Consider the following 23,824-nt stretch of genomic DNA (forward strand, 5'->3'; position numbering starts at 1 on the left):
CCACGCACCCGATTTATCCCAAGTGCGCCAGCCAGCCGCCCTTCGCCGAAATGTCTTCCGCGCCTTCGATCGCCGCCGGTTCGCACAGGAAGCCGGACACCCAGCGGTCGGCCAGCTGCACCTTGCCGATCACCAGCGGCGCCGGCACCCGGGCCACGAACTCGCCGAAGCCGCGGACCGGCAGCTCCCACACCTCCGCGGCGATCGCGACACCGCCGGCCGCGACCCGCACCAGCCCTGGTTTCGGCGGCACGGTGTCCAGCGCGTACAACCGGTAGTACGTCGACGTCGAAACCGAAGCGACGAACCGCCCGCCGCGCGAGGTCAGCTCGTGGTTCAGCGGTTGCCCGCGCAGGTGCGCGCCGACGACGACCAGCTGGACCCGCTCGCCGCACAGCCCGGCCAGTGCGGCCAGCTTCAGGTCGTCGTGCGGGGCACCGACCAGCATGACGCCGAACGGGCGGCCGGCCACCGTGCCCGCCGGGACCGCCAGCGCCGGCAGCCCGAAGAGGTTGGTGGAGTTGGTGAACCGGCCCAGCCGCGCGTTGACCGCCACCGGGTCGGCGGCGACCTCGGCCAGGGTGGGGTGCTCGGTCGTCGTCGGGACCAGCAGCGCGTCGACGCCGGACAGGACGGCCAACGCCTCGGCTCGCAGCTTGGCCAGCGTCCGTTGATCCGCGAACAGCCGGTGGGCGGGGATGTCGCGGGCGCCGGTGATGATGCCGTGCACCACCGGGTCGACCTCGTCGGGATGCGCTTCCAGGAACTCGCCGACCGCGGTGTACCGCTCGGCGACGAACGCCCCGCCGTACAACAGGTGCGCCGCCTCCAGGAAAGCCGATATGTCTACAGTGGTCACTTCGGCGCCGGCCGCCGCGTAGGCCGCGACGGTGGATTCGAACGCCTCGGCCCAGCCCGGCGCCAACGGGCCCGGCTCGGTCGGCACGCCGAGGCGAAACCGTCCCGTGTGGACTTGCGCCGGCTCGGTCAGGCAGGTCAACGCGAACGACGCCTCTTCCACCGTCCGCGCGAACAACGACACGCAGTCGATGCTCGCGCAAGCCGGGACGACCCCCTCGGTCGGCAGCAGCCCGGGCGTCGGCTTGAGGCCGACGATCCCGTTGTAGGCCGCCGGCACCCGCCCGGACCCCGCGGTGTCGGTGCCCAGCGCCAGGTCCACGATCCCCAGCGCGACCGCCACCGCCGAGCCCGAGCTGGACCCGCCCGAGACGTACGCCGGGTCGACGGCGTTGCGCACCGCGCCGTACGGGCTGCGCGTCCCGACCAGACCGGTCGCGAACTGGTCCAGGTTCGTCGTGCCGAGCACCAGCGCCCCGGCCGCCCGAAGCCGCGCGACGACCGGCGCGTCCGCCTCGGGCTGGTACGCGTAGGCCGGACAGCCCGCCGTCGTCGGCAGGCCCGCGACGTCGATGTTGCCCTTGACCGCCACCACCTTTCCGTAGAGCGGCAGCCCGTGCTCCCGGAGTGCGGCGGCTTCGGCGAGCACCTCGGCTTCCGGCCGGAGGCCGATCCAGATCTCCGGCCGGTCCACCTGCTCGATCCGCCGGTACGCGGCCCGGACGCGCTCTTCGATCGCGGTCATCCCAGCACCACCAACGGCGTGCCGGGGGCGACCTGGTCACCGGGGGACACGAGCACTTCGACCACCTCACCGCCGGCCGGAGCGGGGATCCGCGCCTCCGTCTTCATCGCTTCCAGTGTCACCAGCGACTGCGCGTCCTCGACGCGCTCGCCCGCCGCGACGTCCACCCGCCACACCGTGGCCGCGAACGGCGCCTCGACGACGTGCCCGCCCGGCGGCGCCTCGACCCGCTTCGGCGGCCGCGTCACCGGCTCCGGCTTGGGATCGAACTCGCCGGCCGCGGCCCACGCCCGCCGTTCCGCCTCGAACGCCGCCGCCTGCGTCGCGCGGAACCCGGCGATGCTGTCCGCGTTGTCCGCCAGGAACTTTTGGTACTCGGCCAGTTTGAAGGTGCCGTCCGTGGTGTCCAGTGGCAGCTGCCCGGACGAACTGCGCGCCCGCAGTTCGAGGAGTTCCTCCGCCGACACGGGGTACCAGGAGATCCGGTCGAAGAACCGCAGGTTCCACGGCTGGTCCCCGCCGTGCCAGCTGTTCCACACCTGGACCGTCCGCCCGACGAACTGGTAGCCGCCCGGCCCCTCCATGCCGTAGATGCAGAGGTAGGCGCCGCCGATGCCGACCGAGTTCTCCGCGGTCCACGTCCGCGCCGGGTTGTACTTCGTCGTCACCAGCCGGTGGCGCGGGTCCAGCGGGGTTGCCACCGGCGCGCCGAGGTAGACGTCGCCGAGGCCCAGCACCAGGTACTGCGCGTCGAACACCGTCCGGTGGACGTCGTCCACAGAGGACAATCCGTTGACCCGCCGGATGAACTCGATGTTCCACGGGCACCACGGCGCGTCGTCGCGCACGCCGGTCATGTACCGCTCGATCGCCTCGCGCGTCGCCGGGTCGTCCCACGACAGCGGCAGCCGCACGCTGCGGCTCGGCACCTCCAGCGCCGCGGTCGGGGGCAGGTCGCGCTCGAGCTCGCGCACCAGGCCGAGTGCCTTGCCGACCGGCAGTGCGTCCGGGTCGACGTGCACCTGCAGCGACCGGATGCCCGGTGTCAGGTCGACGATCCCCGGCACCCCCTCGGCCGCCAGCCGCTCCCCGAGCGCGTGCACCCGCATCCGCAGCGCCAGGTCGAGCTTCATCTCGCCGTACTCGACGAGCAGGTTGTCGTCCCCGCTGCGGCGGTAGGTGACCGAGGGCTCGTCGTCCGAAGCGGACAGTCGCGCGAGGACACCGCCGTCGTCGCGCGCGGCCCGGCTCGGCTCGACCACCGACGCGGGCCGGGCCCGCAGCGCGGCCGCGTGGTCGGCCTCGATCGGCACGAACCGCACGGTGTCGCCCGGCCGCAGCTGCCCGAGCTTCCACCGCTCACCGGTGGCGACCGTCGCCGGGCAGACGAACCCGCCGAGGCTGGGTCCGTCCGGACCGAGCAGGATCGGCAGGTCGCCGGTGTAGTCGACGGCGCCGATCGCGTACGGCGTGTCGTGGATGTTCGACGGGTGCAGACCGGCCTCGCCGCCGTCGGCCCGCGCCCAGTCCGGCCGCGGGCCGACGAGCCGGACGCCGGTGCGCGCGGAGTTGAAGTGCACCTGCCAGTCGGTGGCGTAGAACGTGTCGATGTCTTCAGGTGTGAAGAACTCCGGCGCCGCGTGCGGGCCTTCGAGTGCGCCGATCGTCCACTGTGGCGCAAACGCCGGCCGGTCGGGCACCGGGCCGACGACGGGGTCCGCGGGCTCGGGGCCGGGCTGCAGGACGTCGCCCGCGGCGAGCGCGCGGCCGCCGTGCCCGCCGAACCGGCCCAGGGTGAACGTCGCCGCGCTGCCGAGGAACTCCGGCACGTCGACCCCGCCGCGGACCAGGACGTAGCTGCGCAGCCCGGCCGTGCAGGCGCGGACGTCGAGCGTGCTTCCCGCGGGCACTTCGACCGGAGTCCACAAGGGAACCTGGGTGCCGTTGACGAGCGCCGTCGTGGGCGCGCCGGTGACGCACACGTGGGTGGCGTGCGAGAACCGCAGCGTCACGCCGTCCACAGTGCACTCCAGACCGGCGGCGCCTTCCGGGTTGCCGAGCGCGAGGTTCCCCAGGCGCAGCGAGCGGTCGTCCATCGGGCCGCTCGGCGGGACGCCGACGGGCCAGAAGCCGGTGCGGCCTGGCCAGTCCTGCACGGTGGTCATCGTCCCGCCGCGGACGACGTCGATCCGCGGTTCGCCGTCTTCGATCGTGTCCAAAGTGGACGTGTCGTGGATGACCGCCGCGAACGCCGCGTCGGCGGCGGCCGCGCGCAGCTGCCCGAGGTTGGTCCGCACGCCGTCGACCCGGGTGGTCGCGAGCGCTTCCCGCAGGCGTGCGAGAGCGGTTTCGCGATCGGCGCCGGTGCAGATCACCTTGGCCAGCAACGGGTCGTAGTGCGTGGTGACGGTCGTGCCCGGCTCGACCCAGGTGTCCACGCGGACGTCTTCGGGCAGCGTCACGCGGGTGACCAGGCCTGCGCTCGGCCGATGCCCGGCGCTCGGGTCTTCGGCGTACACCCGCGCTTCCACGGCGTGCCCGCGCGGCACCGGCACCGCGCGGAACATGGCGCGGTCGCCCTGGGCCAGCCGCAGCATCCAGGCGACCAGGTCGACGCCGTAGACCGCCTCGGTGACCGGGTGCTCGACCTGCAGCCGCGTGTTGACCTCGAGGAACGCCGCCTCCTCGCGCTCGGGGTCGTAGACGTACTCGACCGTGCCCGCCGAGCGGTAGCGCACCGACGAACACAGCGCGACGGCCGAGTCGACGAGCTGCTTGCGGACGGCGTCGGGCAGGTCCGGCGCCGGGCACTCCTCGACGACCTTCTGGTGGCGTCGTTGCAGCGAGCAGTCGCGCGTGCCCAGCGCCAGCACCTCGCCGAAGCCGTCGCCGAAGACCTGGACCTCGACGTGCCGGGCGCGCCGCACCAGCCGTTCGAGGAAGATCCCGGAGTTCGCGAAGCTCTTGGCCGCCACGGCGCGGACGGTGTCCCACGCTTCGCTCAGTTCGCGTGGCGTCGCGCACGCGCGCATCCCGATCCCGCCGCCGCCCCCGGTCGCCTTGAGCATCACGGGGTAACCGAGCTCCGCGGCACGCGCCGCCGCCTCGTCCACATCGGACAGCAGACCGGTGCCGGCCAGCAGCGGCACGCCGGCCGCGACCGCCGCCTCGCGCGCGGTGTGCTTGCTGCCGAACACCGCCAGGTGCTCGGGCGACGGCCCGGCGAACGCGAGCCCGGCGTCCTCGCAGGCCCGCGCGAACGCCGCGTCTTCGGACAGGAACCCGTAGCCGGGGTGGACGGCGTCGCAGCTGGTGTCGAGTGCGGCCGCGACGATCGCGTCGGCGCGCAGGTAGCTTTCGGCGGCGGGCGCCGGGCCGAGCCGCACGGCCCGGTCGGCGAGCCGCACGTGCGGGGCGAGGCGGTCGGCGTCGGAGTGCACGGCGACGGTTTCGAGGCCCAGCTGCCGGGCGGTGCGCAGGATCCGGACCGCGATCTCGCCGCGGTTGGCGACGAGCAGCCTCACTCGCCGCCTCCGGGGGACGTCACGACCATGCGGACCGGCGTCGGGTCGAAGCCGTTGCAGGGGTTGTTGATCTGCGGGCAGTTCGACACGAGCACGAGGACGTCGGTCTCGGCGCGCAGCCGGACTTCCAGGCCCGGCGCGGAGATCCCGTCGACGATGCCGAGTGTGCCGTCCGCTTCGACCGGCACGTTCATGTACCAGTTGACGTTGCTGACCAGGTCGCGCTTGCCCAGTCCCCACTTCGCGCCCTCGAGGAGGAAGTTCTCGACACAGGCGTGCTGGAACCGGGTGTGCTGGCCGTAGCGGAGGCTGTTGGACTCCTTGCTGCACGCGCCGCCGAGTGTGTCGTGGCGGCCGCAGGTGTCGGCGACCACGGTCAGCAGCGGCGCGCCCTCCTGGGTGCGCAGGATGCTGCCCGTGGTGAGGAAGATGCTGCGCTGCGCGGCGATCGTCGCCGCGGCGCTGTAGCGCTTGGCCGTGTCCTTCGCGTCGTAACAGAGGAAGTCGACGGCCTGGTTGCCGCCGAGGTCGATGATCGCCAGCTCGCTGCCGCGCTTCAGGACGGTCGAGAACGGCGCCCGCGCGGGCACGTCGAAGGTCAGCTCCAGTTCGGACTGGTAGGCCGTGCTCATGCGATCCCCCGGGCGCTCAGGTAGTCGGCGGTGTTCTCGAAGGCCCGCCGGGTCTCCGGCGAGTGCGTCCACTCCGGACTGTCCGGAGTGGATGGCTGGTCGCGCCAGGCGAGGACTTCGAGGTTGGTCACGGTGTAGTCCGGCCGCGGGTCGACCGGGTGCGGCACGTTGGCGACGAGCACGATCGAGGGCAGCTCGAGCCGCAGGTCGACGGACTTCCCGGCGCCCGCGGAGCCGGCGAAGTCGAGGCCGCCTTCGGGCTGGACCCGCACGCCCTGGAAGAACGACAGGCTCGGCGGCAGGTCCCGTGGCCCGAGGCCGTGCTTGGCCGCGGCCAAGGTGAACAGCGGCAGCCCGGCGGGGGAGTGGCCCTGCGGAGCGCCGTCGCCGTAGCGCTCGGTGTTCGCGTCCACAGTGGACGTCCCGCACAGCGCGTCGTGGCGCCCGCTGGAGTCCGCGACGATCGTGGCGAGCACGCGGCCCTGGTCCGACAGCAACGCCACCTTCTCGCCGAGGTAGGCGTTCCACTGCACCTTCACGGTGTCCGCGACGTTGAGCCGCTCCCAGGGCTGGTCCGCGTTGAACAGCAGCACGTGCGCGCAGGCGTCGCCCTCGACGTCGGTGAGCCGCAGCCGGGTGCCGCGGGCGAGCACCTTGTGCGTGTACCCGCCCCCGGCGACGGTCTCGGCCCAGGTCAGCGCCTCGCGGGTGACGCCGGGCGGCGGTGCCGGCCACGTGCTCGCCGGGATCGACGGCATGGTTTCGACCACGGTGCCGGCCTGGGCCCGGGCGTGGTCGCGGGCGCCGTAGGGGGTGGCGGTGGTGCTCATGGACGTCCTCTCTCAGACGTGGATGAGGGCGGGAGCGGAGCGCAGCCGCCGCACTCTACCGGCAAGAACGGGGGTCGGGAGTAGCGCTGACCGGGTGGAATGTGGATCACCGACCACCGGGACGACCGTTTTCTGTCGCCGGACCGAAATTAGGGTGCGGGTGAGTCGGGCGGATTCCGCGGGCGTTTCCGCCTCGTGAACGGCGACAGCCGGGCCCGGGACTGGCAAGATCATCGCCGTGGTCAAAGGGGCGGGGGTCGGGAGGCCCAGGGCGAGCGGCGCGGCGGCGAACCGGCCGGACGCGCGTCAGGCAGTGCTGGACGCGGCGGGGGAGCTGTTCACCGGAGCCGGCTACGCGGCGACGACGACCCGCGCGATCGCCGAACGCGCGGGGCTGCGCCAGGCGTCGCTGTACTACCACTTCCCGGCGAAGGAAGACATCCTGGCGGCGTTGCTCGCCGAGACGGTCCGCCCGTCGCTGGACGTGGCGGCCCGCCTGGTGGCGGGTTCGGCTGCGGCGGCGGTCCGGTTGTGGGCGCTGGCGTACGCGGACATCGGGTTGCTGGGCGGAGCCCGCCACAACCTGGGCGCGCTGTACCTGCTGCCGGAGGTCGCCTCGCCGAACCTCGCCCGGTTCCGGGCCGAGCGCGCGGACCTGAAGGCGGCTTACGGCCGGCTGGTGGCGGCGTCGGGAATCGCGGCGTCGGCCGCGGGGATCAGGACGGATCTGGTGTTCGGGTTGGTGGAGAGCATCGCGGTGATCCGCCGCGACGACCCGGGACTGGACGTCGAGGCCCACGTCCGCGAGGGCGCGGACGGCGTCGTCCGGCTCGTGGCGGTGGAGCCTTCGGAGGCGCTGCGGAACGAGGCACACGCACTTTTGGCATCGCTCACGGACTAGCGCCCCAATGTGGCCTTGGTTGCGTCAGACGCACCGAAGGCCACATTGGGTGCGTTGGACGCACCGAAGGCCACATTGGGGCGCTGGCGAGCCGTCAGGAAGCCGTGGTCTGGAGAGCTTTGCTCAGTGCCGTGACCGTCAGCTCCACCTGCCACGGCCGGGCGCCGCCCGCCCGCAGCACCGTCGCCACCGCTTCTTCGTCCGTCTCCGCCGGGGGCCGCCAGCAGGTGCGCCGCACCAGGTCCGGCAGCAGCAGGTTCTCCACCGGCAGCCGGCGGTCCTCCGCGATCGCCGTCAGGGCCGCGCGGGCCGCCGACAGGCGAGCCGCCGCGTCCGGGTCCTTGTCCGCCCAGCGGTTCACCGGGGGCGGGCCGTCCGTCGCCTGGGACGGGGACGGCAGCTCCGACGCCGGGAGCGCGCGGGCCGCCTGCAGGTGCCGCAGCCAGCTCGCCGTGTACTTGCGCTGGACCCGCCCGCTGAACACCGGGAGCGCCTGCAGGTCCTCCACCGTCTTCGGGTCCGCCGTGACGGCGTTGATGATCGCGCTGTCGGGCAGGATGCGGCTCGGCGCGCGGTCGCGCTTGCGGGCCAGCTCGTCGCGGGCCTGCCACAGCTCGCGGACCGCCGCCAGCCCCCGCGGGTTGCGGATCTTGTGCACACCCGACGTCCGGCGCCACGGCTCGGCGCGCGGGGCGGGCGGCGGGGCCAGCCGCACGTTTTCGAACTCCTGCTGCGCCCACTCCAGCTTGCCCTGGGCGCCCAGCTCCGCTTCCAGCTTTTCCCGCAGCTGGACGAGCAGCTCGACGTCGAGGGCGGCGTAGTTCAGCCAGTCGACCGGCAGCGGCCGCTTCGACCAGTCCGCCGCGCTGTGCCCCTTCTCGAGGGTGTAGCCGAGCAACAGCTCGACGAGGGTCCCCAGCGCCACGCGTTCGTAGCCCGCCAGCCGGCCGGCCAGCTCGGTGTCGAACAGCGCCGCCGGGCGCAGGTCCAGCTCGGCGAGGCAGGGGAGGTCCTGGGAGGCGGCGTGCAGCACCCACTCCAGGTCGTTGAGGACGTCGCGCAGCGGCTGGAGGTCTTCGGCCAGTGCGATCGGGTCGATCAGCACCGTGCCGGAACCCTCGCGGCGCAGCTGCACGAGGTAGGCCTTGGGCCAGTACCGGTAGCCGGACGCTCGTTCGGTGTCGACGGCGACCGCGCCGGTGCCCGCGGCGAGTCTCGCGCACGCTTCGGCGAGCGCGTGTGAATCGGTGATCACCGGGGGCGTGCCCTCGGCGGGTTCGCGTAGCAGCACTGGGCCGCCCGTGGACTCGATCTCCATCCCGGTGTCCTCGGCCTCTGTGCTTCCCATAACCGACGACCCTACGGGACGGGCGTACCGCGCCTGGTCCGCCCGCCCCGCAGGGAGGTTCGTCTGCGTCAGCGGATGACGCCGGCCCGCATGGCCAGCGCAACCATCTGAGCCCGGTCGCCCGTGCCGAGCTTGCGCCCGATCCGGGACAGGTGGGACTTGACGGTGAGAGCGGAGAGCGAAAGCTCCTCGCCGATCTCCTTGTTGGACTGTCCGTCGGCGACCAGCTGGAGCACCTCCACCTCACGAGCGGACAGCTCGCGCGGGGTGTTGTCGGTGCCCGCGACGCGGGTCCCGGTGGCCAGCACCGGAGCCACGCTCGGGTCGGCGTAAACGCCGCCTTCGAGCACGCGCCGCACGCCATCGGTCACGACGACCGGTGACGCGGACTTCAGCAGGTACGCCTGGGCCCCGGCCTGGAAGGCCGAGCGGACCGCGTACGGGTCGTCCGAGGATGCGAGTACGACCACGCGCGGCCAGCCGTGGCTACGGAGTTCCGTAACCAGCTCGATGCCGCTGCCGTCCGGCAGTCCGAGATCGAGGATCGCCAGGTCACAAGGCCCAGTGGCCTGTGCTCGCGCCCTCGCCTCGGCCACCGTGGCGGCCTCGTGGACGGTCCCCGCACCCATCTGTGCGAGTCTTGCTGCGATTGCCTCCCTCAACAGCGGGTGGTCATCGACCACCAATACCGAAAAAAGCTCTTCCCGCGGGTGCGGAACCATGCTCGCCGGCAAGGCGCCGGCTGGCGTGGATCGGACGGCCTGAGAAATGCCGACGGTAGCCACGTCACTACCTCCCTGGAGTCGGTCGTGCCCCCCGACCGGCACCGGGACCTTCGGCCGTTCAGCCGCGCCAGCTTTAGACCGAAAGTGGTGTCGTCGAAGGCACTGTAGCCGCCCTGAGCCCTTCGCGGGGGGATCGAATGGGTATCTATCTCAAACGAACAGTCACTCAGTGGGTTCGTAGTAACACGATCGGGCTAGTACACGGCCGGTTGCTAACGGATAGCCCAGCGAACACGATGCAAAGAAGTTACCGGCGTCCAAATGGCCGTGCAGATGAGGTGTGCAGCTTCCGGTGCGCGTAGTGACCAGGGTCCGGATGGGGGTCTCCGAGGGCCGGAATGTGGCCCCGGCCGGGGCATGATCAACTTCGTGAAACGGCTTCACGCGGGCTTCCCGGTGGCCGGAACGGTGACTGTCCGTATCCCTGGAGGGGCTCATCCGGCCGCTCGCCGCAAGTTGATCTTGTTGCGGTGCGTGACCACGGCCCGTCACGAACGGGGGCATCCGACGGACGTGAAAGGTCCTCAGGAACGCTGTGAGTGGTCCGCCGGGGTCCGTGGTTGTCCGGACCATTTCCGACGCCCAGCGGAGCGCTCAGGCGGCCGACTGGGCGGTCCCGTTGGTTTGGACGGCGTTCAGCGGACGTGAATTTTGCTCACATCCGCACAAGGTGGTGATCCGGGACCCGGCCGGCCGGCGTCGCCGTTACCGATCCGTTGCCGATGATCGCCCGGACGGCCGCGGGTCAGGAGCTCTGACGCTGCCCGAAGAGCGTCACGCCGACCGGCGGCAGGCCCACGACGCTCGCCATCACCTGGCAGAACGCCTGGCCGTGCGGCAGCAGCCCGGCGTCGGACGGCGTCCAGGACGCGCGCAGCTCCAGGTCGTCGGTGCGGGCCGGGCCCGAGATGTCGCCGAACCGCGCCGACGACGTCTCCGTGACCGTGCCGCCCAGCGCCGTCCAGCTCGCGCCGGACACCTCGAGCGCGTCGGTCAGCCAGGACCAGCCCACTGCCGGCAGAAACGGGTCCGTCGCCAGCTCGCGGTCCAGCTCCGCGCGCACGTACATGACCAGCCGCAGCACGCCGTCCCAGCCTTCCTGGCCGTCCGGGTCGTGCAGCAGGACCAGCCGGCCCGAGGCCAGCACGTCCGCGGGCCCGGAGACCTCGCAGCTGACCGCGTACGACCACGGCGCGAGCCGCTGCGGCGCCCGCATCGGCTCCAGCAGCACCTCCCGGCGGGGCCGGACGGACTGCAGCGCCACAACTGCTTCACGGAAGAGTTCGGGCACTGGCGTCATCGCGGTCACGCTTCGACTTTAGGGCGGCCACGCCCCGTTGCGGGCGCAGGCGCGCCGAGAGAACGGTCGTCCCGGGCTCGTGGCACGATTGACGGCGATGTCATCGACCACGCCCCTGCCGCGGCAAGCCGCCCCGTCCGGCCGCCGCGAGCTGCCCGAAGCCCCGTTCCTGGCCGCCGCGCGCGGCGAACGCCCGGCCCGCACGCCCGTCTGGTTCATGCGCCAGGCCGGCCGCTCGCTGCCCGAGTACCGCGCGCTGCGCGAGGGCGTCCCGATGCTCGACGCCTGCTTCGACCCCGAGATGCTCGCCGAGATCACGCTGCAGCCGGTGCGCCGGCACGGCGTCGACGCGGCCATCCTCTTCAGCGACATCGTCGTGCCGCTGAAGGCCGCCGGGGTCGACATCGACATCGTCCCCGGCACCGGCCCGGTGGTCGCGGCGCCGATCCGCGACCTCGCCGCCGTGAAGGCGCTGCCCGAGCTGGCGACCGCCCAGGTCGAGCCGATCGCCGACGGCGTCAAGCTGCTGGTCGAGCGCCTCGGCCAGACGCCGCTGATCGGCTTCGCCGGCGCGCCGTTCACGCTGGCCAGCTACCTCATCGAGGGCGGGCCGAGCCGCAACCACGAGCACACCAAGGCGCTGATGCACTCGTCGCCGCAGCTCTGGCACGAGCTGGCCGGGCGGCTCGCCGACATCGCGCTGACGTTCCTGCGCGCGCAGCTCGACGCGGGCGTCGACGCCATCCAGCTGTTCGACTCCTGGGCCGGCGCGTTGTCCGAGCGGGACTACCGCGAGTTCGTCCTGCCGCACTCGGCCAAGGTCCTCGACGGCGTCGCCGCCTACGGCGTGCCGCGCATCCACTTCGGCGTCGGCACCGGCGAACTGCTGCCGGCGATGCGCGACGCGGGCGCGGACGTCGTCGGCGTCGACTGGCGCATCCCCCTGGACGAAGCGGTGCGGCGCCTCGGCGGCAAGGCCGTGGTGCAGGGCAACCTCGACCCGGCGCTGCTGTACGCGGATTGGCCGGTCCTCGAAGCCGCGGTCCGCCGGATCGTCGAAGAAGGCCGCGCGGCCGACGGCCACATCTTCAACCTCGGCCACGGCGTGCTGCCGGGCGTCGACCCGGACGTGCTGACCCGCGTGGTCGGGCTGGTGCACGAGCTGTGAAGCGCGTCGCCGTCGTCGGCGGGGGCGTGTCCGGGCTGACCGCGGCGTACCGGCTGCGGCGGCTGCTCGGCGACAGCGCCGAGATCGTCGTGTTCGAGAAGACGAAGACACCGGGCGGCAAGCTGCGCACGGCCGAGCTGGCCGGCGTCCCCTACGACGTCGGCGCGGAAGCCTTCCTCGTCCGCCGCCCCGAGATGCTCGCGCTGGTCCGGGAGCTGGGGCTCGACGTCGTCAACCCGACCAAGGCGCGCGCGAAGATCCACGCCGGCGGCGGTGTCACCGGCCTGCCGCCGGGCACCGTCATGGGCGTTCCGGCGTCGGCCGAGTCCGTGGCCGGGGTGCTGTCGGACGCCGGACGCCGGGCCGTCGAAGCCGAGACCTCGCTGCCGGAACTGCGGCTGCCGAGCGGGGACCTGCCGCTCGGGCCGCTGCTGCGCGAGCGGTTCGGCGACGAGCTGGTCGACCGGCTCGTCGACCCGCTGCTCGGCGGCGTCTACGCGGGCGGGGCCGACGGCCTCGGCCTGCGGGCGACCATGCCCGGCCTGGCCGCCGCGGTCGCCGCGGGCGCCGGTTCGCTGACCGCGGCCGCGCAGGCGCAACTGCCGGCGAACCCGTCGTCAGCGCCGGTGTTCGGCACCGTCCCCGGCGGCCTGGGCACGGTGATCGACCGGCTCACCGAACTGTCCGGCGCCGAGCTGCGCACCGGGCTCCCCGTCTGCGACGTCGAACGGCACGGCACGGGCTGGCGGCTGCGGATCGGCGCCGCGCCGACCGCCCACGCGCCCGCGGACAACACGGTCGAAGCCGACGCGGTGGTCCTCGCGGTGCCCGCGCCCTCGGCCCGGCGGCTGCTGGCGGAGCTGGTGCCCGCGGCGTCGGCGGCGTTCGGCGAGGTCGAGCTGGCGTCGATGGCCGTGGTGGCGCTGGCCCTGCCGCCCGGCACCCGGCTGCCCGAGGCGTCCGGGATCCTCATCGGGCACGGCGAACGGGACGCTTCGGGCGTTCCGTACGCGGCGAAGGCGTTTACGTTCTCTTCGCGCAAGTGGGCGCACTTCGGGACCGGCCCGGTGCTGGTCCGCGGGTCGGTCGGCCGCTTCGGCGAGCCGGGCCCGCTGCAGGTCGACGACGTCGAGCTGGTCCGGGTGGTCCGCGACGACCTCGCGCGGCTGACCGGGATCACGGCCGCGCCGATCGAGACGCTGGTGACGCGCTGGGGCGGCGGGCTGCCGCAGTACGGCACCGGGCACCTCGAGCGCGTCGAGCGGATCGAGAAGGCGATCGCCGAGGTGCCGGGGCTCGCGGTGGCGGGCGCGACGCTGCACGGCGTCGGGCTGCCCGCCTGCGTGGCGACCGCGGAGGCGGCCGCACACCGGATCGCCGCGCACCTCTCTTCGTGAGTGCTCTCACGCGACCCGTGGCAGCGGTCGCGTGGTCGCGGTGACAGAATCGAAGCATGGCGCGGGTCAACTACAACGAGCTCAACGACACCATCCGCTACACCACCTGGTCGGTCTTCCGGATCGAGCCCGGCCGGCTGGGCGAGGACCGCGGAGCCGCGGGCCGGGAGACGGCGGAGTTCTTCGACGGTCTCGAGGCCAAGGGCGTCGTCGTCCGGGGTGTCTACGACGTCTCCGCGCTGCGGGCCGACGCCGACTTCATGATCTGGTGGCACGCCGAGGAGATCGAGCAGGTCCAGGCCGCGTACTCCGCGTTCCGCCGGACGCCGCTCGGCCGCGCGTCGACGCCGGTCTGGAGCCAGACCGCGCTGCACCGGCCCGCCGAGTTCAACAAGAGCCACATCCCGGCCTTCCTCGCCGGGGAAGAGGCGCGCAAGTTCATCTGCGTCTACCCGTTCGTGCGGTCCTACGAGTGGTACCTGCTGCCGGACGCCGACCGCCGCAAGATGCTCGCCGACCACGGCAAGGAAGCCCGCGACTACCCGGACGTGCGCGCCAACACCGTCGCGTCGTTCGCGCTGGGCGACTACGAGTGGATCCTCGCTTTCGAGGCCGACGAGCTGCACCGGATCGTCGACCTGATGCGTCACCTGCGCGGCACCGAAGCCCGCCTGCACGTGCGTGAAGAGGTCCCGTTCTACACCGGCACCCGCGTGCCGCCCGCCGAGCTCGTCGCGGCGCTGCCGTAGTGCGCGAAGTCGTCGAGGGCGTCTGGCACGCCCTCACCGGGTCACGGCCGGGGCCCGTGGAGCTGACCGGCGCCGAAGACGTGCTGCCGGGCCCGTACCGGGTGGCGGCCGCCGCCACCGCTTCCGTGGCCGCCGCGACCTTGGCGGCCGGGGAACTGCTCAAGCTGCGCGGGATCGAGCCGGGCGTCGTCACGGCGGACACGCGGCACGCCGCGGCGGCGTTCGCGAGCGAGGGGCTGGGACGCGTCGAGGGCGTCGCGGCCGAGCCGGTCTGGGCGCCGTTGTCGGGCAACTACCGCACGGCCGACGGCTGGGTGCGCCTGCACTGCAACTACCCGCGCCACGAAGCGGCGGTGTGCTGGGGGCTCGGCGTGCCCGGGAGCCGCGACGCGGTGACCAAGGCCGTCGCCGGACGCGTGGCGCGGGAGGTCGAGCACGCGGTCGTGTCCGCCGGGGGAGCGGCGGCCGAGCTGCGTTCGCCTTCCGAGTGGGCGGCGCACCCGCAGGGCGAGGCGGTGGCTTCGCTGCCGCTGGTGGACCTTGCGCCGATCGCTTCCGCCCCGAAGCGGACGTTGTTCTACTCGGACCGGCCGCTGGGCGGGGTCCGGGTCCTGGAGCTGACCCACGTGCTGGCCGGCCCGGTCGCCGGGCGGGTGCTGGCGGCGCACGGCGCCGACGTCCTGCACGTCGGCGCGGCGCACCTCCCGCGGGTCGAGGCCCTGGCGCGCGACACCGGGCAGGGCAAGCGTTCGACGTTCGTGGCGCTGGACACCGAGGGCGGCCGCGCGCGGCTGAAGAAGCTGATCAGCCGTGCGGACGTGCTGGTGCAGTCGTTCCGGCCGGGCGCGCTGGCGCGCATCGGGTTCGGTCCCGAGGAGCTGGCCGAGCTGCGGCCGGGCTTGGTGATCGCGGACTTGAGCGCGTACGGCTGGGAAGGCCCGTGGGCGCGGCGGCGCGGGTTCGACAGCCTGGTCCAGATGGCGAACGGCATGGCGTACGCGGGCGAAGGCGACCCGTCACCGCTGCCGGTGCAGGCGCTGGACCACGCAACGGGCTGGCTGACGGCGGCGGCGATCATGACGGCGTTGCACCGCCAGGTGACCGAGGGCGGCACGTGGCGGGTCCGGCTGTCACTGGCGGGCACCGGCCGCTGGCTGGATTCGCTGGGGCGCAAGAATCCTGCCGGTGCCACGGTGGACTTCGCCGACCTGCTGGAGGAAGTGGACAGCGGGTACGGCCGGCTGACGCGGGTCCGGATGGCCGGCGGGCTGCCGGGAGCGGAGCCGCACTGGGAGTTCGGGACCCGGGTGCCGGGTGTCGACAAGCCGACCTGGACGCCCTGAGCGAAGCAGCCGCCCCGAACACGACCCACCCACCCCAGGGGGCCGGTCCCTGTTCCAGTTTACCGGCGGGAGCCGACGAAAAAGGCGAAGCCGGCGTAGTTGTCCACAGCCTGGCCCGATTGTGGACTAGCGGCGGCGCAGGCGGTCCCGCAGCCCCCGCCGAGGCTTCGGCAGGTGCCCACCCGCGATCAGCCACGTCACGAACTCGTCGGCGTACGCCCCGGACCGCTCGGTGTCCCGCTTCGGCCGCCCCGCGTTGAACTCCGCGAACAACGGCCCGAACCGCTCACCCAACGCCTCGGCCAGCTCCGGGCGCTGATAAGCCAGCACCCGCCCGTGCTTCCGCCGCAGGACCGAAGCCTCCACCCGCAGCCGCGCGGGGTCGAAACCTTCCGGTGCCGGGCCGGAAGCCAGCAACGCCCGCAGCAGTGCGGCTTGCTGCGCGGCCAGGTCCTCGCGGCTCACCCTGTCACCGCCGCGCGCAGCGCCGCCAGCTCCGCGGCCAGCTCGTCGTCGGTCGGGTAGTCGTCGTCGCGTTCCAGGAGGACTCCCGGTGGGTCCGTGCGGCGGCGCAGGTCCGTGAGCAGCGCGAGGACTTCCGGCAGCACCGGGTGCGCGTGCGTGTCGTGGTAGACGCCGTCGCGCTCGATGCCGCCCGCCATGTGCACGTACGCCAGCCGCTCCCACGGGATGCCGTCGAGGAACGCCGCCGGGTCCGTGCCGATGTTGCGGGCGTTGGCGTACAGGTTCGCGACGTCGATGATCAGCCGGCAGTCCGTTCGCTCGGTCAGCTCCGTCAGGAACTGCTCCTCGGTCAGCTCGGCGCCGGGCCAGTCGAGCACCGCCGCGATGTTCTCCAGCGCCAGCGGGACGTCCACAATGGACTGAGCGAGGCGGACGTTCGCCACCAGCACGTCGAGGGCCTCGCGCGTGCGGGGGAGCGGCATCAGGTGCCCCGAGTCGAGCCCGCCCGCGCGCACGAAGCACACGTGGTCGCTGACCAGCGGCGCGTCCAGGGCCCGCGCCACCTCGGCGAGGTGCTGGACGCGCCCGGTGTCGAGCGGCTCGGCCCCGCCCAGCGACAACGAAACCGCGTGCGGCAGCACCGGCAGCCCGCGCTTGCGCAACGCCACCAACGTCTCCGGGAGGTGGTCGTGGTGCAGGTTCTCGGCCACGACCTCGACCCAGTCGACCCCCGGCAGCCGCGCGATCGACAGGTCCAGCTCGTGCCGCCAGCCGATCCCGATGCCGAGCTCACCCACCACAACCACCCCCGCCGCACGACGAACCACACGAGGAGCCGCTGCTGCACGACGAGCCACTGCTGCACGACGAACTCGAACACGACGACCCGCCCGACGAGCCCCCGCCGCCGAACGAGCCCGTGGGCGGCATCAGCGCCGCGCTCAGCTCTTCGTCCGGGTACATCGCCCAGCCACCCAGCGCGACCGCGGCCGCGGCGCCGCCGAGCAGGACGCCGCCCGCCAGCGCGCCGGCCGGCACCGGTCCGCTCGCCGCGGTCCGGGCCTGGCCGAGCACCCGCTGCCCGGCCGCCGACGGCTGCCGGGGACCGGTCTTCGACCGCCGCACCGCGGCGACGATCGTCAACACGGCCGCGACCAGCACCAGGAACACCAGGACCCCGACCGGGCGGCCCAGCGAGATGCCGTTGACCAGCCGCACCACGCCGAGCACCAGCACGGCGAGCTGCAGGACGAGCCCGAACGTCCGGGACTGGCGCTTGGCGGCCGCCGACGCCAGCAGGCCCCGCTGGTCGAGCCCCGCTTCCAGCGCCTGCATCGCGGCCGACCGGCGGCCGTGGCCGCGCAACGTCGCCGTCGTCTTCAGCTGGGCCGCGTCGAACACCGCCTGCTCCAGCGGTTCCGACGGCCGCGCGCCGGCCTGGCTGACTTGCTTGTAGCTGTTGACGCGCAGCTGTCCGCGCTCGACCAGCGCCGCGATCGCCGCGTCGACCGCCCGGTCCGGGCCGCCGGCCAGGTAGGCGAGCTGGTAGACGGTCGGCGGCGGCCCCGGCCGCTCCTGGCCCGAGCGGAGCGCGCGGCTCGCGACGACCCCGGCCACGATGAGCCGCAGCAGCAGGACCGCGCCGAGCAGTGCGATGTAGAGGACCACGAAATCCGGTCCGGAGATGCCCCAGGGTTCGTCCATCGCCCGTCTCCCCTCAGTGAGTTGCGGTTACCGTAGCTGTGAGACGCGGACGCTCGCGTCGGCGTTTCAACCGCCGCAGCCCCCGCCGCCACCGCCACCGCAGCCGCCGCCCCCACCACTGCAGGAGCTGCCGCCACCACAAGAACTGCCGCCGCCGCACGAGCTGCCGCCGTAGTAGCCGACGGCCCCGCCGCCGGTGACGCCCGCCCACCGCGACCGGGCCCGGGTGCGGTGGTACCGCGCGGTCGACTGCTGCGTGGCCCGGCTGATCGCCAGGCGGACGTCCTTGTCGGGGTGCCCGGAAAGGCCGCCGGACGCGACGGCCCCGGCCGGCCCGGCCACGAGCGTCCCGGCGCGGCGCGCCTCCTCGGCGGCCGCCCGGCCGGCGGCGGTGGCCTGCACGACGGGTGTTTTCGCGGCAAACGCGGTGGCGAAGCCGGCCGCGACGAGGTTCAGCACCAGCAGGCCCAGCAGGTAGCCGACGGCGTGCCCGCTCGACGCCCCGGCGATCAGCCGGACCACGCCGAGCACGAGCAGCGCCCAGTAGGCGACGGCGGTGCTCAGCCAGGTGCGCCGGAGCTGCCGGATGTCGACGAGCAGGCCGCGGGCGACCAGCCCGGTCTCCAGCTCGGCCGCCGTCGGGTGCTCCCACACCGCGGTGCGCACCCGGTCGATCGACGAGCCGTGCTTGCCGATCCGCAGGAGCGCGGCGCGGCCCAGGTCGTCGGACGCCGAGCCGCGCACGCGGGACAGCCGGCCGGTGCCGTCCATCCGCACGATCTGCCGCTCCAGCAGCTTCGCGACGACGACCTCGCCGACGCGGACGCGGCCGCCCGTCAGCGAAGCGAGTTCTTCGGCGCTCTGCGGCGCGCCGCCGGCGCGGCCGCGGCGCAGCAGGAGTGCGCGCACCCCGGCGTAGAGCGCCGGCAGGAGCAGCAGGCCCAGGTAGAGGCCCGTGAACAGCGGTCCGGGAATGCCCCACGTGTCGGTCATGACTCCGCCCTCCCTCGTCCGTGTGCGGAGATTACGGCCGAGAGAGGGCGGGAGGTTGTCGACTTGAGGAGGATTTAGGCTGTCGGTTCCGACGCCTGGGGTACCAGTTTCAGCGAAATCGAGTTGATGCAGTAGCGCTGGTCGGTCGGCGTGGCGTAGCCCTCGCCCTCGAAGACGTGGCCGAGGTGGCTGTGGCAGGAGCCGCAGAGGACCTCGATGCGCTTCATGCCCATGGTCCGGTCTTCGCGCAGCAGCACGGCGTCGGAGTCGGCCGGGTCGAAGAACGACGGCCAGCCGCAGTGGCTCTCGAACTTCGTGTCGCTGCGGAACAGCTCCGCACCGCAGGCGCGGCACTCGTAGACGCCGGTCGTCTTCGTGTCGGTGTACTCACCGGTGAACGGCCGTTCGGTGCCGGCCTGGCGGAGCACGGCGTACTCCTCCGGGCTCAGCTCTTCCCGCCATTCCTGCTCGGACTTCACGACGCGGGGGGTGGCGCCGACAACGGGTTTCATACCTTTCACCCGTTCCACGTTACGCCGCGAGCCACGCCAGGGCGTGCACCACGATGTCCCATGCGGCGACAATCACCCCGAGCACGATGAGGACGACGATCAGGGCGGAAACCCAGTACCGCAGGCCACCGAGGCGGTTGCTGGAGTCGGCGAAGTCGGCCACGCCGTCGAGCGCGGCTTCGATGGTGTAGTTCGGCCCGGATCGCTCGATCCGGTCGAGGTGCTCGGCGAACGCGCGCGCCTCCGGGTCGTACGGGTCCAGGCCGACCAGGTCCTCGTGGAAGCGAGGATTCTGGCCCGGCAGCGAAGCTCCGTTTTCGGCCATGCCCCCACGGTAAGCCATCGGAGCGCGCCCGCCCACCAGCGGCGCGTTAAGTCTCAGTAGCCCGAACTGGCGGAGATGGCCTCGATCTTGGTGTTCGCGTCGATGAGCGTCTGGCCGCCGACGATCACCATCCGGAACTTGTGCCTGCCGTTCAGGATGTTGAGGTACATCTGCACCGAGCCGTCCGAGTTGACGCCTTCGTCCGTGCGCGCGGTGTTGAACGAGCCGACGTTCTTCTTGTTCTCCGCCCAGTACTGCTGGAACTGCTGTTCGTCGCCGTAGACCGCTTGGGCGGCCGGGGTCAGCATGGCCCAGTTGTCGGCCGGGGCGTTGAAGAAGTTGACCAGCTGCTGGCCGGTGGTTCCGATCGCGGTGATCCGGCCCTCGGACTTGGTCTGGCCCAGCGCGGCGGGCGGGTTCGAGCTGCTGCTCTTGCCGGTGCTGGGCGAGCTCGGGCCCGACGTCGACTGGTTGCCCGGCGACTGCGCGTTGGTGCTGCCGCCGGTGCCGCCGCCGCTGGAGGAGTTCAGCACCAGGAACACGATCACCGCGACGACCACGACCGCGGCGCCCGCCCCGGCGAACAGCGCGTACTTGCGCTTGTTGTCCGGCTTCGAGGTGCCCGAGGAGTACTGGGGCGCCCGCGCCGACGGCGCGGCCGCGGGCATCGGCCTGGGCGGCGTGTTCGGCGGCGCGGCCGGGGACCGCATCGGCATGAACGCCGCGGTCGGGCGCGGCGGGTTCGACGCCGCCTTGTTCGCGGGCACCGGCGTCCCGACCGGCGGCGACTGCGGCGCGGGCTGGTCGGTTCGCTGCCACGGCGGGCGCTCGCCACCGTCGGCGGGCGCGGCGGGCTTGCGGCCCGCGACGCCGCCGGCCAGCAGCTGCGGGGACGCCGACGTGCCGCCGGGTTCGGTGCGGGCCAGCGCGGCCAGCCGCTCGCGGGCCTCGGCCATCGACGGCCGCTCGCCCGGCTCGCTGCGCAGCAGGCTCATCAGCAGCGCGGTGGCCCCGCCCGCCTGCACCGGCGGGTTGATCTGGCCGTTCGCCGCCGCGTAGAGCAGTGCGAGCTGGTTGGTGGTGTTGCCGTACGGCGTGGTGCCCTCGATCGCCTGGTAGAGGGTCGCGCCGAGGGCGAAGACGTCGGAGCTGGGCACCGGGTCGGCGCCGCGCGCCAGCTCGGGCGCCAGGTAGGCGGGCGTGCCGCCGATCAGGCCGGTGGCCGTGAGCGTCATGTCACCGGCCGCGCGCGAGATGCCGAAGTCGGTGATCTTCGCGGTGCCGGTCTCGTCGATGAGGATGTTCCCGGGCTTGACGTCGCGGTGCACGATCCCGGCGCGGTGCGCCGCGACCAGCGCGGACGCGACCTGCTCGCCGATCCGGGCGATCCGGCCGAGCGGCAGCGTGCCCTCCTCGGCCAGGATCGTGGAGAGGCTCGGCCCGTTGAGGTACTCCATCACCAGGCACGGGTCGCCGTTGTGCTCGGCGATGTCGAACACCACGATCGCGTTCGGGTGCTGGAACCGGGCCGCGTTCTTCGCCTCGCGCATGGCGCGCTGGCGCATGTTGTCGCGTTCGGTCTCGGAGACGCCCGGCTGGGGGAGGATCTGCTTGATCGCGACGGTGCGCTCGAGGCGCACGTCAGTGGCGCGCCACACGACTCCCATGGCACCGCTACCAATGTGCTCGACGAGGCGGTAGTGCCCCGCGATCAGCTGACCGGTGTCGATGGCGGCTGCTCCTGACGAAATTCCCGGTGATGGTGACCCTGCTCAGCGCGTTTCCGCTTCGCGCACCCGAACGAGTGTAGCGGTCGGCCCTGTGCTGTTCTCGTCAGCCAGCCGGTCCGGCGGGCTCCGGTTCGGGCACCGGGGCCGCCGGGCTCCGTTTCCGGAACACCCGGACCAGGCCGATCGCGCCGGCCAGCGCGAACACGGCGTAACAGGCGAGCAGCGCGGGCGGCGTGTCGCCGGTGAGGGCGTCGCCGAGGACGACCACGGCGACGGTGCCGGGCACGCTCCCCAGCAGCGTACCGGCCAGGTACGGGCCGAGCCGGACGGTCGACACGCCGCAGAGGTAGCTGAACGGCGCGAACGGCACCACGGGGATCAGGCGCAGCGAGGTGACGGCGAGCACACCGCCGCCGGAGAGCCGGTCGTTGACCGTCTTCACCGCGGACCGGTGCAGGTGCCGGGTGACCAGGTCGCGGCCGAGCAGCCGGGCCAGCCCGAAGGACAGGCCGGCGGCGATGGTGGTGGCGACCAGCCCGATGGCGATCCCGGCCGCGGTGCCGACGAGCAGCCCGGCGGCGAGGTTGAACACGGTCCGCGGGATCGGCGCGACGGTGAGCAGCGAATACGCCACGAGCAGGATGAGCGGGGTGGCCGGCCCGGTGGCCGCGGCCCAGGCCCGCAGGTCGGCGGGACCCGGGATCGGCAGCAGCAGCGCGGCCGCCGCGAAGAGGGCGAGCACGCCGAGCGCGACGATCAGCTTGGTGCGGCCGGACACCCGTCCGAGCTTACCGGCGGCACTTTCACGTGAAAGTGCCGCCTGGGCACCGCTAGGTTGGCCGCATGCCCAAGCACGGTGACCCGGTCGAGTACGAGGTGGGCGGGCGCACGGTCCGCGTCTCGAGCCCGGACAAGGTATACTTCCCCCAGCGCGGCATCACGAAGCGGCAGGTCGTGGAGCACTACATCGCGGTCGGCGGGCCGCTGCTGCGCGCCATCGGCGAGCGGCCCACGACGTTGAAGCGTTACGTCGACGGCGTCGAGGGGGAGTGGTTCTACGCCAAGCGCGTGCCGAAGGGCGCGCCCGCGTGGCTGGAGACGGCCGAGATCACCTTCCCGTCGGGCCGCAAGGCCGCGGAGGTCTGCCCGACCGAGCCCGCGGTGTTCGCGTGGGCGGCCAACCTGGGCACGTTCGACTTCCACCCGTGGCCGGTCCGCCGTGCAAACGTCGACCACCCGGACGAGCTGCGCATCGACGTCGACCCGCCGGATCGCGCCGGGTTCGCCGACGCGGTCGAGGTGGCGCTGGTGGTCCGCGACGTGCTGGCCGACGCGGGCCTGACCGGCTACCCGAAGACGTCGGGTGGCCGCGGGGTGCACGTGCTGGTCCGGATCCGCCCGGAGTGGGACTTCGTGCAGGTCCGCCACGCGGTGATCGCGCTGGGCCGCGAGGTTGCGCGGCGGCTCCCGGAGAAGGCGACGATCGCGTGGTGGAAGGAGGAACGCGGCGGCCGGGTGTTCCTGGACTACAACCAGGCGGCCCGCGACCGCACGGTGGCGTCGAGCTGGTCGGTCCGCGGCACCCCGCGCGCGACGGTGTCGACACCCCTGACGTGGGACCTGCTGCCCGAGGTCGACGCGGACGACTTCGACGTGCTGACGATCCCGTCGTTCCTCGCTTCGCACGGCGATCTGCACGAAGGGATGGACGCTTCGGCGTTCGGGTTGGAGACGGCGCTGGAGTGGTACGAGCGCGATCTGCGGGACCACGGGCTGGGGGACATGCCTTACCCGCCGGACTACCCGAAGATGCCGGGGGAGCCGAAGCGGGTGCAGCCGAGCAAGGCGCGGCCGGAGGCCTGAGGTCAGGGCCGGCGGCAGCTCACGGCGGTCACGCTCGCCTTCGGCACGACCTTGGTGTTCTTCGTGCTCATGACCGTGCGGTCGACGCGGTAGGAGGAGCCGCCCTGCGCGTAGGCGGTCTCGATCAGCTCGCCGGAGTCGTCGCCCGAGATGCCGTAGGTGATGTCGCACTCCCAGAGCAGGGTGCTGGCGCCGAGGGCGTTCAGCTTCGGCTCGACGACGACGTTGCACCCGGCCGAGCCGAAGCACTGCTTGGAGACGACCGCCAGGTCGACGGAGTAATCCTTCGCCGTGGGCTCCGGCAGGGCGGGTTCGCTGGTGGTCGGCGCGACGAAGGCGGGGATCGACGGGCTGGTGGTCGCGGGAGCGGCGGCGTCACGGGGTCGCGCTTGGCCGTCGGCGGAGATCCACGTGCCGCCGGGGCCGACGCAGGGGACGTGCTGGGACTTGTCCTGGCACGGGCCGGCCGCCATGTCCCCGACCGCGATCGCCAGCACGACACCCACCGCCAGGGCCGGGACAGCGACCAGCACGCCGACCACCCAGGGCCACTTCCGGCGCTTCAGCCGGGCGGGAGCCGGCGGGAAGTAGGGCATCTGCGGGCCGGGAACGGACATGGCTGCCTCCAGGGCTCTGGTGCTGGAGACAGACG

General features: G+C 73.0%; 22 protein-coding genes. 6 read left to right on the forward strand and 16 right to left on the reverse strand.

What is annotated here, in order from left to right:
* Positions 1-13: 13 nt before the first annotated feature.
* From M8542_RS24965 to M8542_RS24980, 4 genes are read right to left on the reverse strand one after another with little or no spacing between them, the layout of a single operon-like run.
* On the reverse strand, positions 14-1,603 hold the full coding sequence (locus M8542_RS24965; RefSeq protein ID WP_257922656.1) for an allophanate hydrolase: 1,590 nt from the start codon (positions 1,601-1,603) through the stop codon (positions 14-16).
* Positions 1,600-5,127, reverse strand: coding sequence for an urea carboxylase (uca, locus tag M8542_RS24970; protein WP_257922657.1), 3,528 nt, complete (start codon positions 5,125-5,127; stop codon positions 1,600-1,602). The genes M8542_RS24965 and uca overlap by 4 nt, the downstream gene beginning before the upstream one ends.
* Positions 5,124-5,759 carry an urea amidolyase associated protein UAAP2 gene (locus M8542_RS24975; protein WP_257922658.1) on the reverse strand — a complete coding sequence of 212 codons (636 nt, stop codon included), beginning with the start codon at positions 5,757-5,759 and terminating at the stop codon, positions 5,124-5,126. Before M8542_RS24975 ends, uca begins: the two co-directional genes overlap by 4 nt.
* Positions 5,756-6,589 carry an urea amidolyase associated protein UAAP1 gene (locus M8542_RS24980; protein WP_257922659.1) on the reverse strand — a complete coding sequence of 278 codons (834 nt, stop codon included), beginning with the start codon at positions 6,587-6,589 and terminating at the stop codon, positions 5,756-5,758. Before M8542_RS24980 ends, M8542_RS24975 begins: the two co-directional genes overlap by 4 nt.
* A gap of 238 nt (positions 6,590-6,827) precedes the next feature.
* Between M8542_RS24980 and M8542_RS24985 the strand changes: the two genes are divergently transcribed.
* The gene (locus M8542_RS24985) at positions 6,828-7,490 is read left to right on the forward strand and encodes a TetR/AcrR family transcriptional regulator (RefSeq protein WP_257922660.1); all 663 of its coding nucleotides are present in this window, start codon (positions 6,828-6,830) and stop codon (positions 7,488-7,490) included.
* 94 nt (positions 7,491-7,584) lie between these two features.
* Here the strand turns inward: M8542_RS24985 and M8542_RS24990 are convergent, their stop codons facing one another.
* The 3 genes from M8542_RS24990 to M8542_RS25000 all read right to left on the reverse strand — a co-directional run bounded on the left by M8542_RS24990 (position 7,585) and on the right by M8542_RS25000 (position 10,932).
* Positions 7,585-8,808 (reverse strand): ribonuclease D, encoded by a 1,224-nt coding sequence (locus M8542_RS24990; RefSeq protein WP_257922717.1) that lies wholly within the window; start codon positions 8,806-8,808, stop codon positions 7,585-7,587.
* Between the two features lie 98 nt (positions 8,809-8,906).
* Positions 8,907-9,623 carry a response regulator gene (locus M8542_RS24995; RefSeq protein WP_033261886.1) on the reverse strand — a complete coding sequence of 239 codons (717 nt, stop codon included), beginning with the start codon at positions 9,621-9,623 and terminating at the stop codon, positions 8,907-8,909.
* A gap of 745 nt (positions 9,624-10,368) precedes the next feature.
* Entirely contained in the window at positions 10,369-10,932 is a 564-nt protein-coding gene (locus M8542_RS25000) for a DUF3000 domain-containing protein (protein WP_257922661.1), read from the reverse strand.
* A gap of 88 nt (positions 10,933-11,020) precedes the next feature.
* On the opposite strand from M8542_RS25000, the gene hemE reads away from it, so the two are divergent.
* From hemE to M8542_RS25020, 4 genes are read left to right on the forward strand one after another with little or no spacing between them, the layout of a single operon-like run.
* Positions 11,021-12,091, forward strand: a complete 1,071-nt coding sequence (gene hemE, locus M8542_RS25005) for a uroporphyrinogen decarboxylase (RefSeq protein WP_257922662.1) — start codon at positions 11,021-11,023, stop codon at positions 12,089-12,091.
* Positions 12,088-13,488 carry a protoporphyrinogen oxidase gene (hemG, locus tag M8542_RS25010; protein ID WP_257922663.1) on the forward strand — a complete coding sequence of 467 codons (1,401 nt, stop codon included), beginning with the start codon at positions 12,088-12,090 and terminating at the stop codon, positions 13,486-13,488. The genes hemE and hemG overlap by 4 nt, the downstream gene beginning before the upstream one ends.
* 56 nt (positions 13,489-13,544) lie before the next feature.
* Positions 13,545-14,237, forward strand: a complete 693-nt coding sequence (gene hemQ / locus M8542_RS25015; RefSeq protein ID WP_257922664.1) for a hydrogen peroxide-dependent heme synthase — start codon at positions 13,545-13,547, stop codon at positions 14,235-14,237.
* A complete protein-coding gene (locus tag M8542_RS25020) occupies positions 14,237-15,580 on the forward strand; it encodes a CoA transferase (RefSeq protein WP_257922665.1) in 1,344 nt (447 codons plus the stop codon). Before hemQ ends, M8542_RS25020 begins: the two co-directional genes overlap by 1 nt.
* Before the next feature lie 126 nt (positions 15,581-15,706).
* Here the strand turns inward: M8542_RS25020 and M8542_RS25025 are convergent, their stop codons facing one another.
* The 8 genes from M8542_RS25025 to M8542_RS25060 all read right to left on the reverse strand — a co-directional run bounded on the left by M8542_RS25025 (position 15,707) and on the right by M8542_RS25060 (position 22,087).
* Positions 15,707-16,045 (reverse strand): SCO6045 C-terminal-like domain-containing protein, encoded by a 339-nt coding sequence (locus M8542_RS25025; RefSeq protein ID WP_257922666.1) that lies wholly within the window; start codon positions 16,043-16,045, stop codon positions 15,707-15,709.
* On the reverse strand, positions 16,042-16,842 hold the full coding sequence (locus M8542_RS25030; RefSeq protein ID WP_257922667.1) for an MbnB/TglH/ChrH family RiPP precursor modification enzyme: 801 nt from the start codon (positions 16,840-16,842) through the stop codon (positions 16,042-16,044). Before M8542_RS25030 ends, M8542_RS25025 begins: the two co-directional genes overlap by 4 nt.
* Positions 16,835-17,749 (reverse strand): TIGR04222 domain-containing membrane protein, encoded by a 915-nt coding sequence (locus M8542_RS25035; RefSeq protein WP_257922668.1) that lies wholly within the window; start codon positions 17,747-17,749, stop codon positions 16,835-16,837. The genes M8542_RS25030 and M8542_RS25035 overlap by 8 nt, the downstream gene beginning before the upstream one ends.
* 66 nt (positions 17,750-17,815) lie before the next feature.
* Positions 17,816-18,742 carry a TIGR04222 domain-containing membrane protein gene (locus M8542_RS25040; RefSeq protein ID WP_257922669.1) on the reverse strand — a complete coding sequence of 309 codons (927 nt, stop codon included), beginning with the start codon at positions 18,740-18,742 and terminating at the stop codon, positions 17,816-17,818.
* Between the two features lie 74 nt (positions 18,743-18,816).
* Entirely contained in the window at positions 18,817-19,254 is a 438-nt protein-coding gene (gene msrB, locus M8542_RS25045; protein ID WP_257922670.1) for a peptide-methionine (R)-S-oxide reductase MsrB, read from the reverse strand.
* Between the two features lie 19 nt (positions 19,255-19,273).
* Positions 19,274-19,579 carry an aminotransferase class IV gene (locus M8542_RS25050; RefSeq protein WP_257922671.1) on the reverse strand — a complete coding sequence of 102 codons (306 nt, stop codon included), beginning with the start codon at positions 19,577-19,579 and terminating at the stop codon, positions 19,274-19,276.
* A 53-nt stretch (positions 19,580-19,632) separates the two neighbouring features.
* Positions 19,633-21,294, reverse strand: a complete 1,662-nt coding sequence (locus M8542_RS25055; protein WP_257922718.1) for a serine/threonine-protein kinase — start codon at positions 21,292-21,294, stop codon at positions 19,633-19,635.
* A 118-nt stretch (positions 21,295-21,412) separates the two neighbouring features.
* Positions 21,413-22,087: a TVP38/TMEM64 family protein gene (locus M8542_RS25060; RefSeq protein ID WP_257922672.1), complete on the reverse strand. Its 675-nt coding sequence runs from the start codon at positions 22,085-22,087 to the stop codon at positions 21,413-21,415.
* A 65-nt stretch (positions 22,088-22,152) separates the two neighbouring features.
* Here M8542_RS25060 and M8542_RS25065 point away from each other — a divergent pair, with 65 nt between their 5' ends.
* A complete protein-coding gene (locus tag M8542_RS25065) occupies positions 22,153-23,172 on the forward strand; it encodes a DNA polymerase domain-containing protein (RefSeq protein ID WP_257922673.1) in 1,020 nt (339 codons plus the stop codon).
* Between the two features lie 2 nt (positions 23,173-23,174).
* Here M8542_RS25065 and M8542_RS25070 read toward each other — a convergent pair whose 3' ends face one another.
* Entirely contained in the window at positions 23,175-23,789 is a 615-nt protein-coding gene (locus M8542_RS25070) for a hypothetical protein (protein ID WP_257922674.1), read from the reverse strand.
* Positions 23,790-23,824 lie beyond the last annotated feature (35 nt).

This window comes from Amycolatopsis iheyensis (assembly GCF_024703995.1).
Classification (GTDB): domain Bacteria; phylum Actinomycetota; class Actinomycetes; order Mycobacteriales; family Pseudonocardiaceae; genus Amycolatopsis; species Amycolatopsis iheyensis.

Excerpts from the sequence above, each read along its gene's own strand:
- M8542_RS24965 (WP_257922656.1), bottom strand. The coding sequence starts at position 1,603 with ATGACCGCGATCGAAGAGCGCGTCCGGGCCGCGTACCGGCGGATCGAG.
- M8542_RS24975 (WP_257922658.1), bottom strand. The coding sequence starts at position 5,759 with ATGAGCACGGCCTACCAGTCCGAACTGGAGCTGACCTTCGACGTGCCC.
- M8542_RS24980 (WP_257922659.1), bottom strand. The coding sequence starts at position 6,589 with ATGAGCACCACCGCCACCCCCTACGGCGCCCGCGACCACGCCCGGGCC.
- M8542_RS24990 (WP_257922717.1), bottom strand. The coding sequence starts at position 8,808 with ATGGAGATCGAGTCCACGGGCGGCCCAGTGCTGCTACGCGAACCCGCC.
- hemE (WP_257922662.1), top strand. The coding sequence starts at position 11,021 with ATGTCATCGACCACGCCCCTGCCGCGGCAAGCCGCCCCGTCCGGCCGC.
- hemQ (WP_257922664.1), top strand. The coding sequence starts at position 13,545 with ATGGCGCGGGTCAACTACAACGAGCTCAACGACACCATCCGCTACACC.
- M8542_RS25035 (WP_257922668.1), bottom strand. The coding sequence starts at position 17,749 with ATGGACGAACCCTGGGGCATCTCCGGACCGGATTTCGTGGTCCTCTAC.
- M8542_RS25040 (WP_257922669.1), bottom strand. The coding sequence starts at position 18,742 with ATGACCGACACGTGGGGCATTCCCGGACCGCTGTTCACGGGCCTCTAC.
- msrB (WP_257922670.1), bottom strand. The coding sequence starts at position 19,254 with ATGAAACCCGTTGTCGGCGCCACCCCCCGCGTCGTGAAGTCCGAGCAG.
- M8542_RS25050 (WP_257922671.1), bottom strand. The coding sequence starts at position 19,579 with ATGGCCGAAAACGGAGCTTCGCTGCCGGGCCAGAATCCTCGCTTCCAC.
- M8542_RS25065 (WP_257922673.1), top strand. The coding sequence starts at position 22,153 with ATGCCCAAGCACGGTGACCCGGTCGAGTACGAGGTGGGCGGGCGCACG.
- M8542_RS25070 (WP_257922674.1), bottom strand. The coding sequence starts at position 23,789 with ATGTCCGTTCCCGGCCCGCAGATGCCCTACTTCCCGCCGGCTCCCGCC.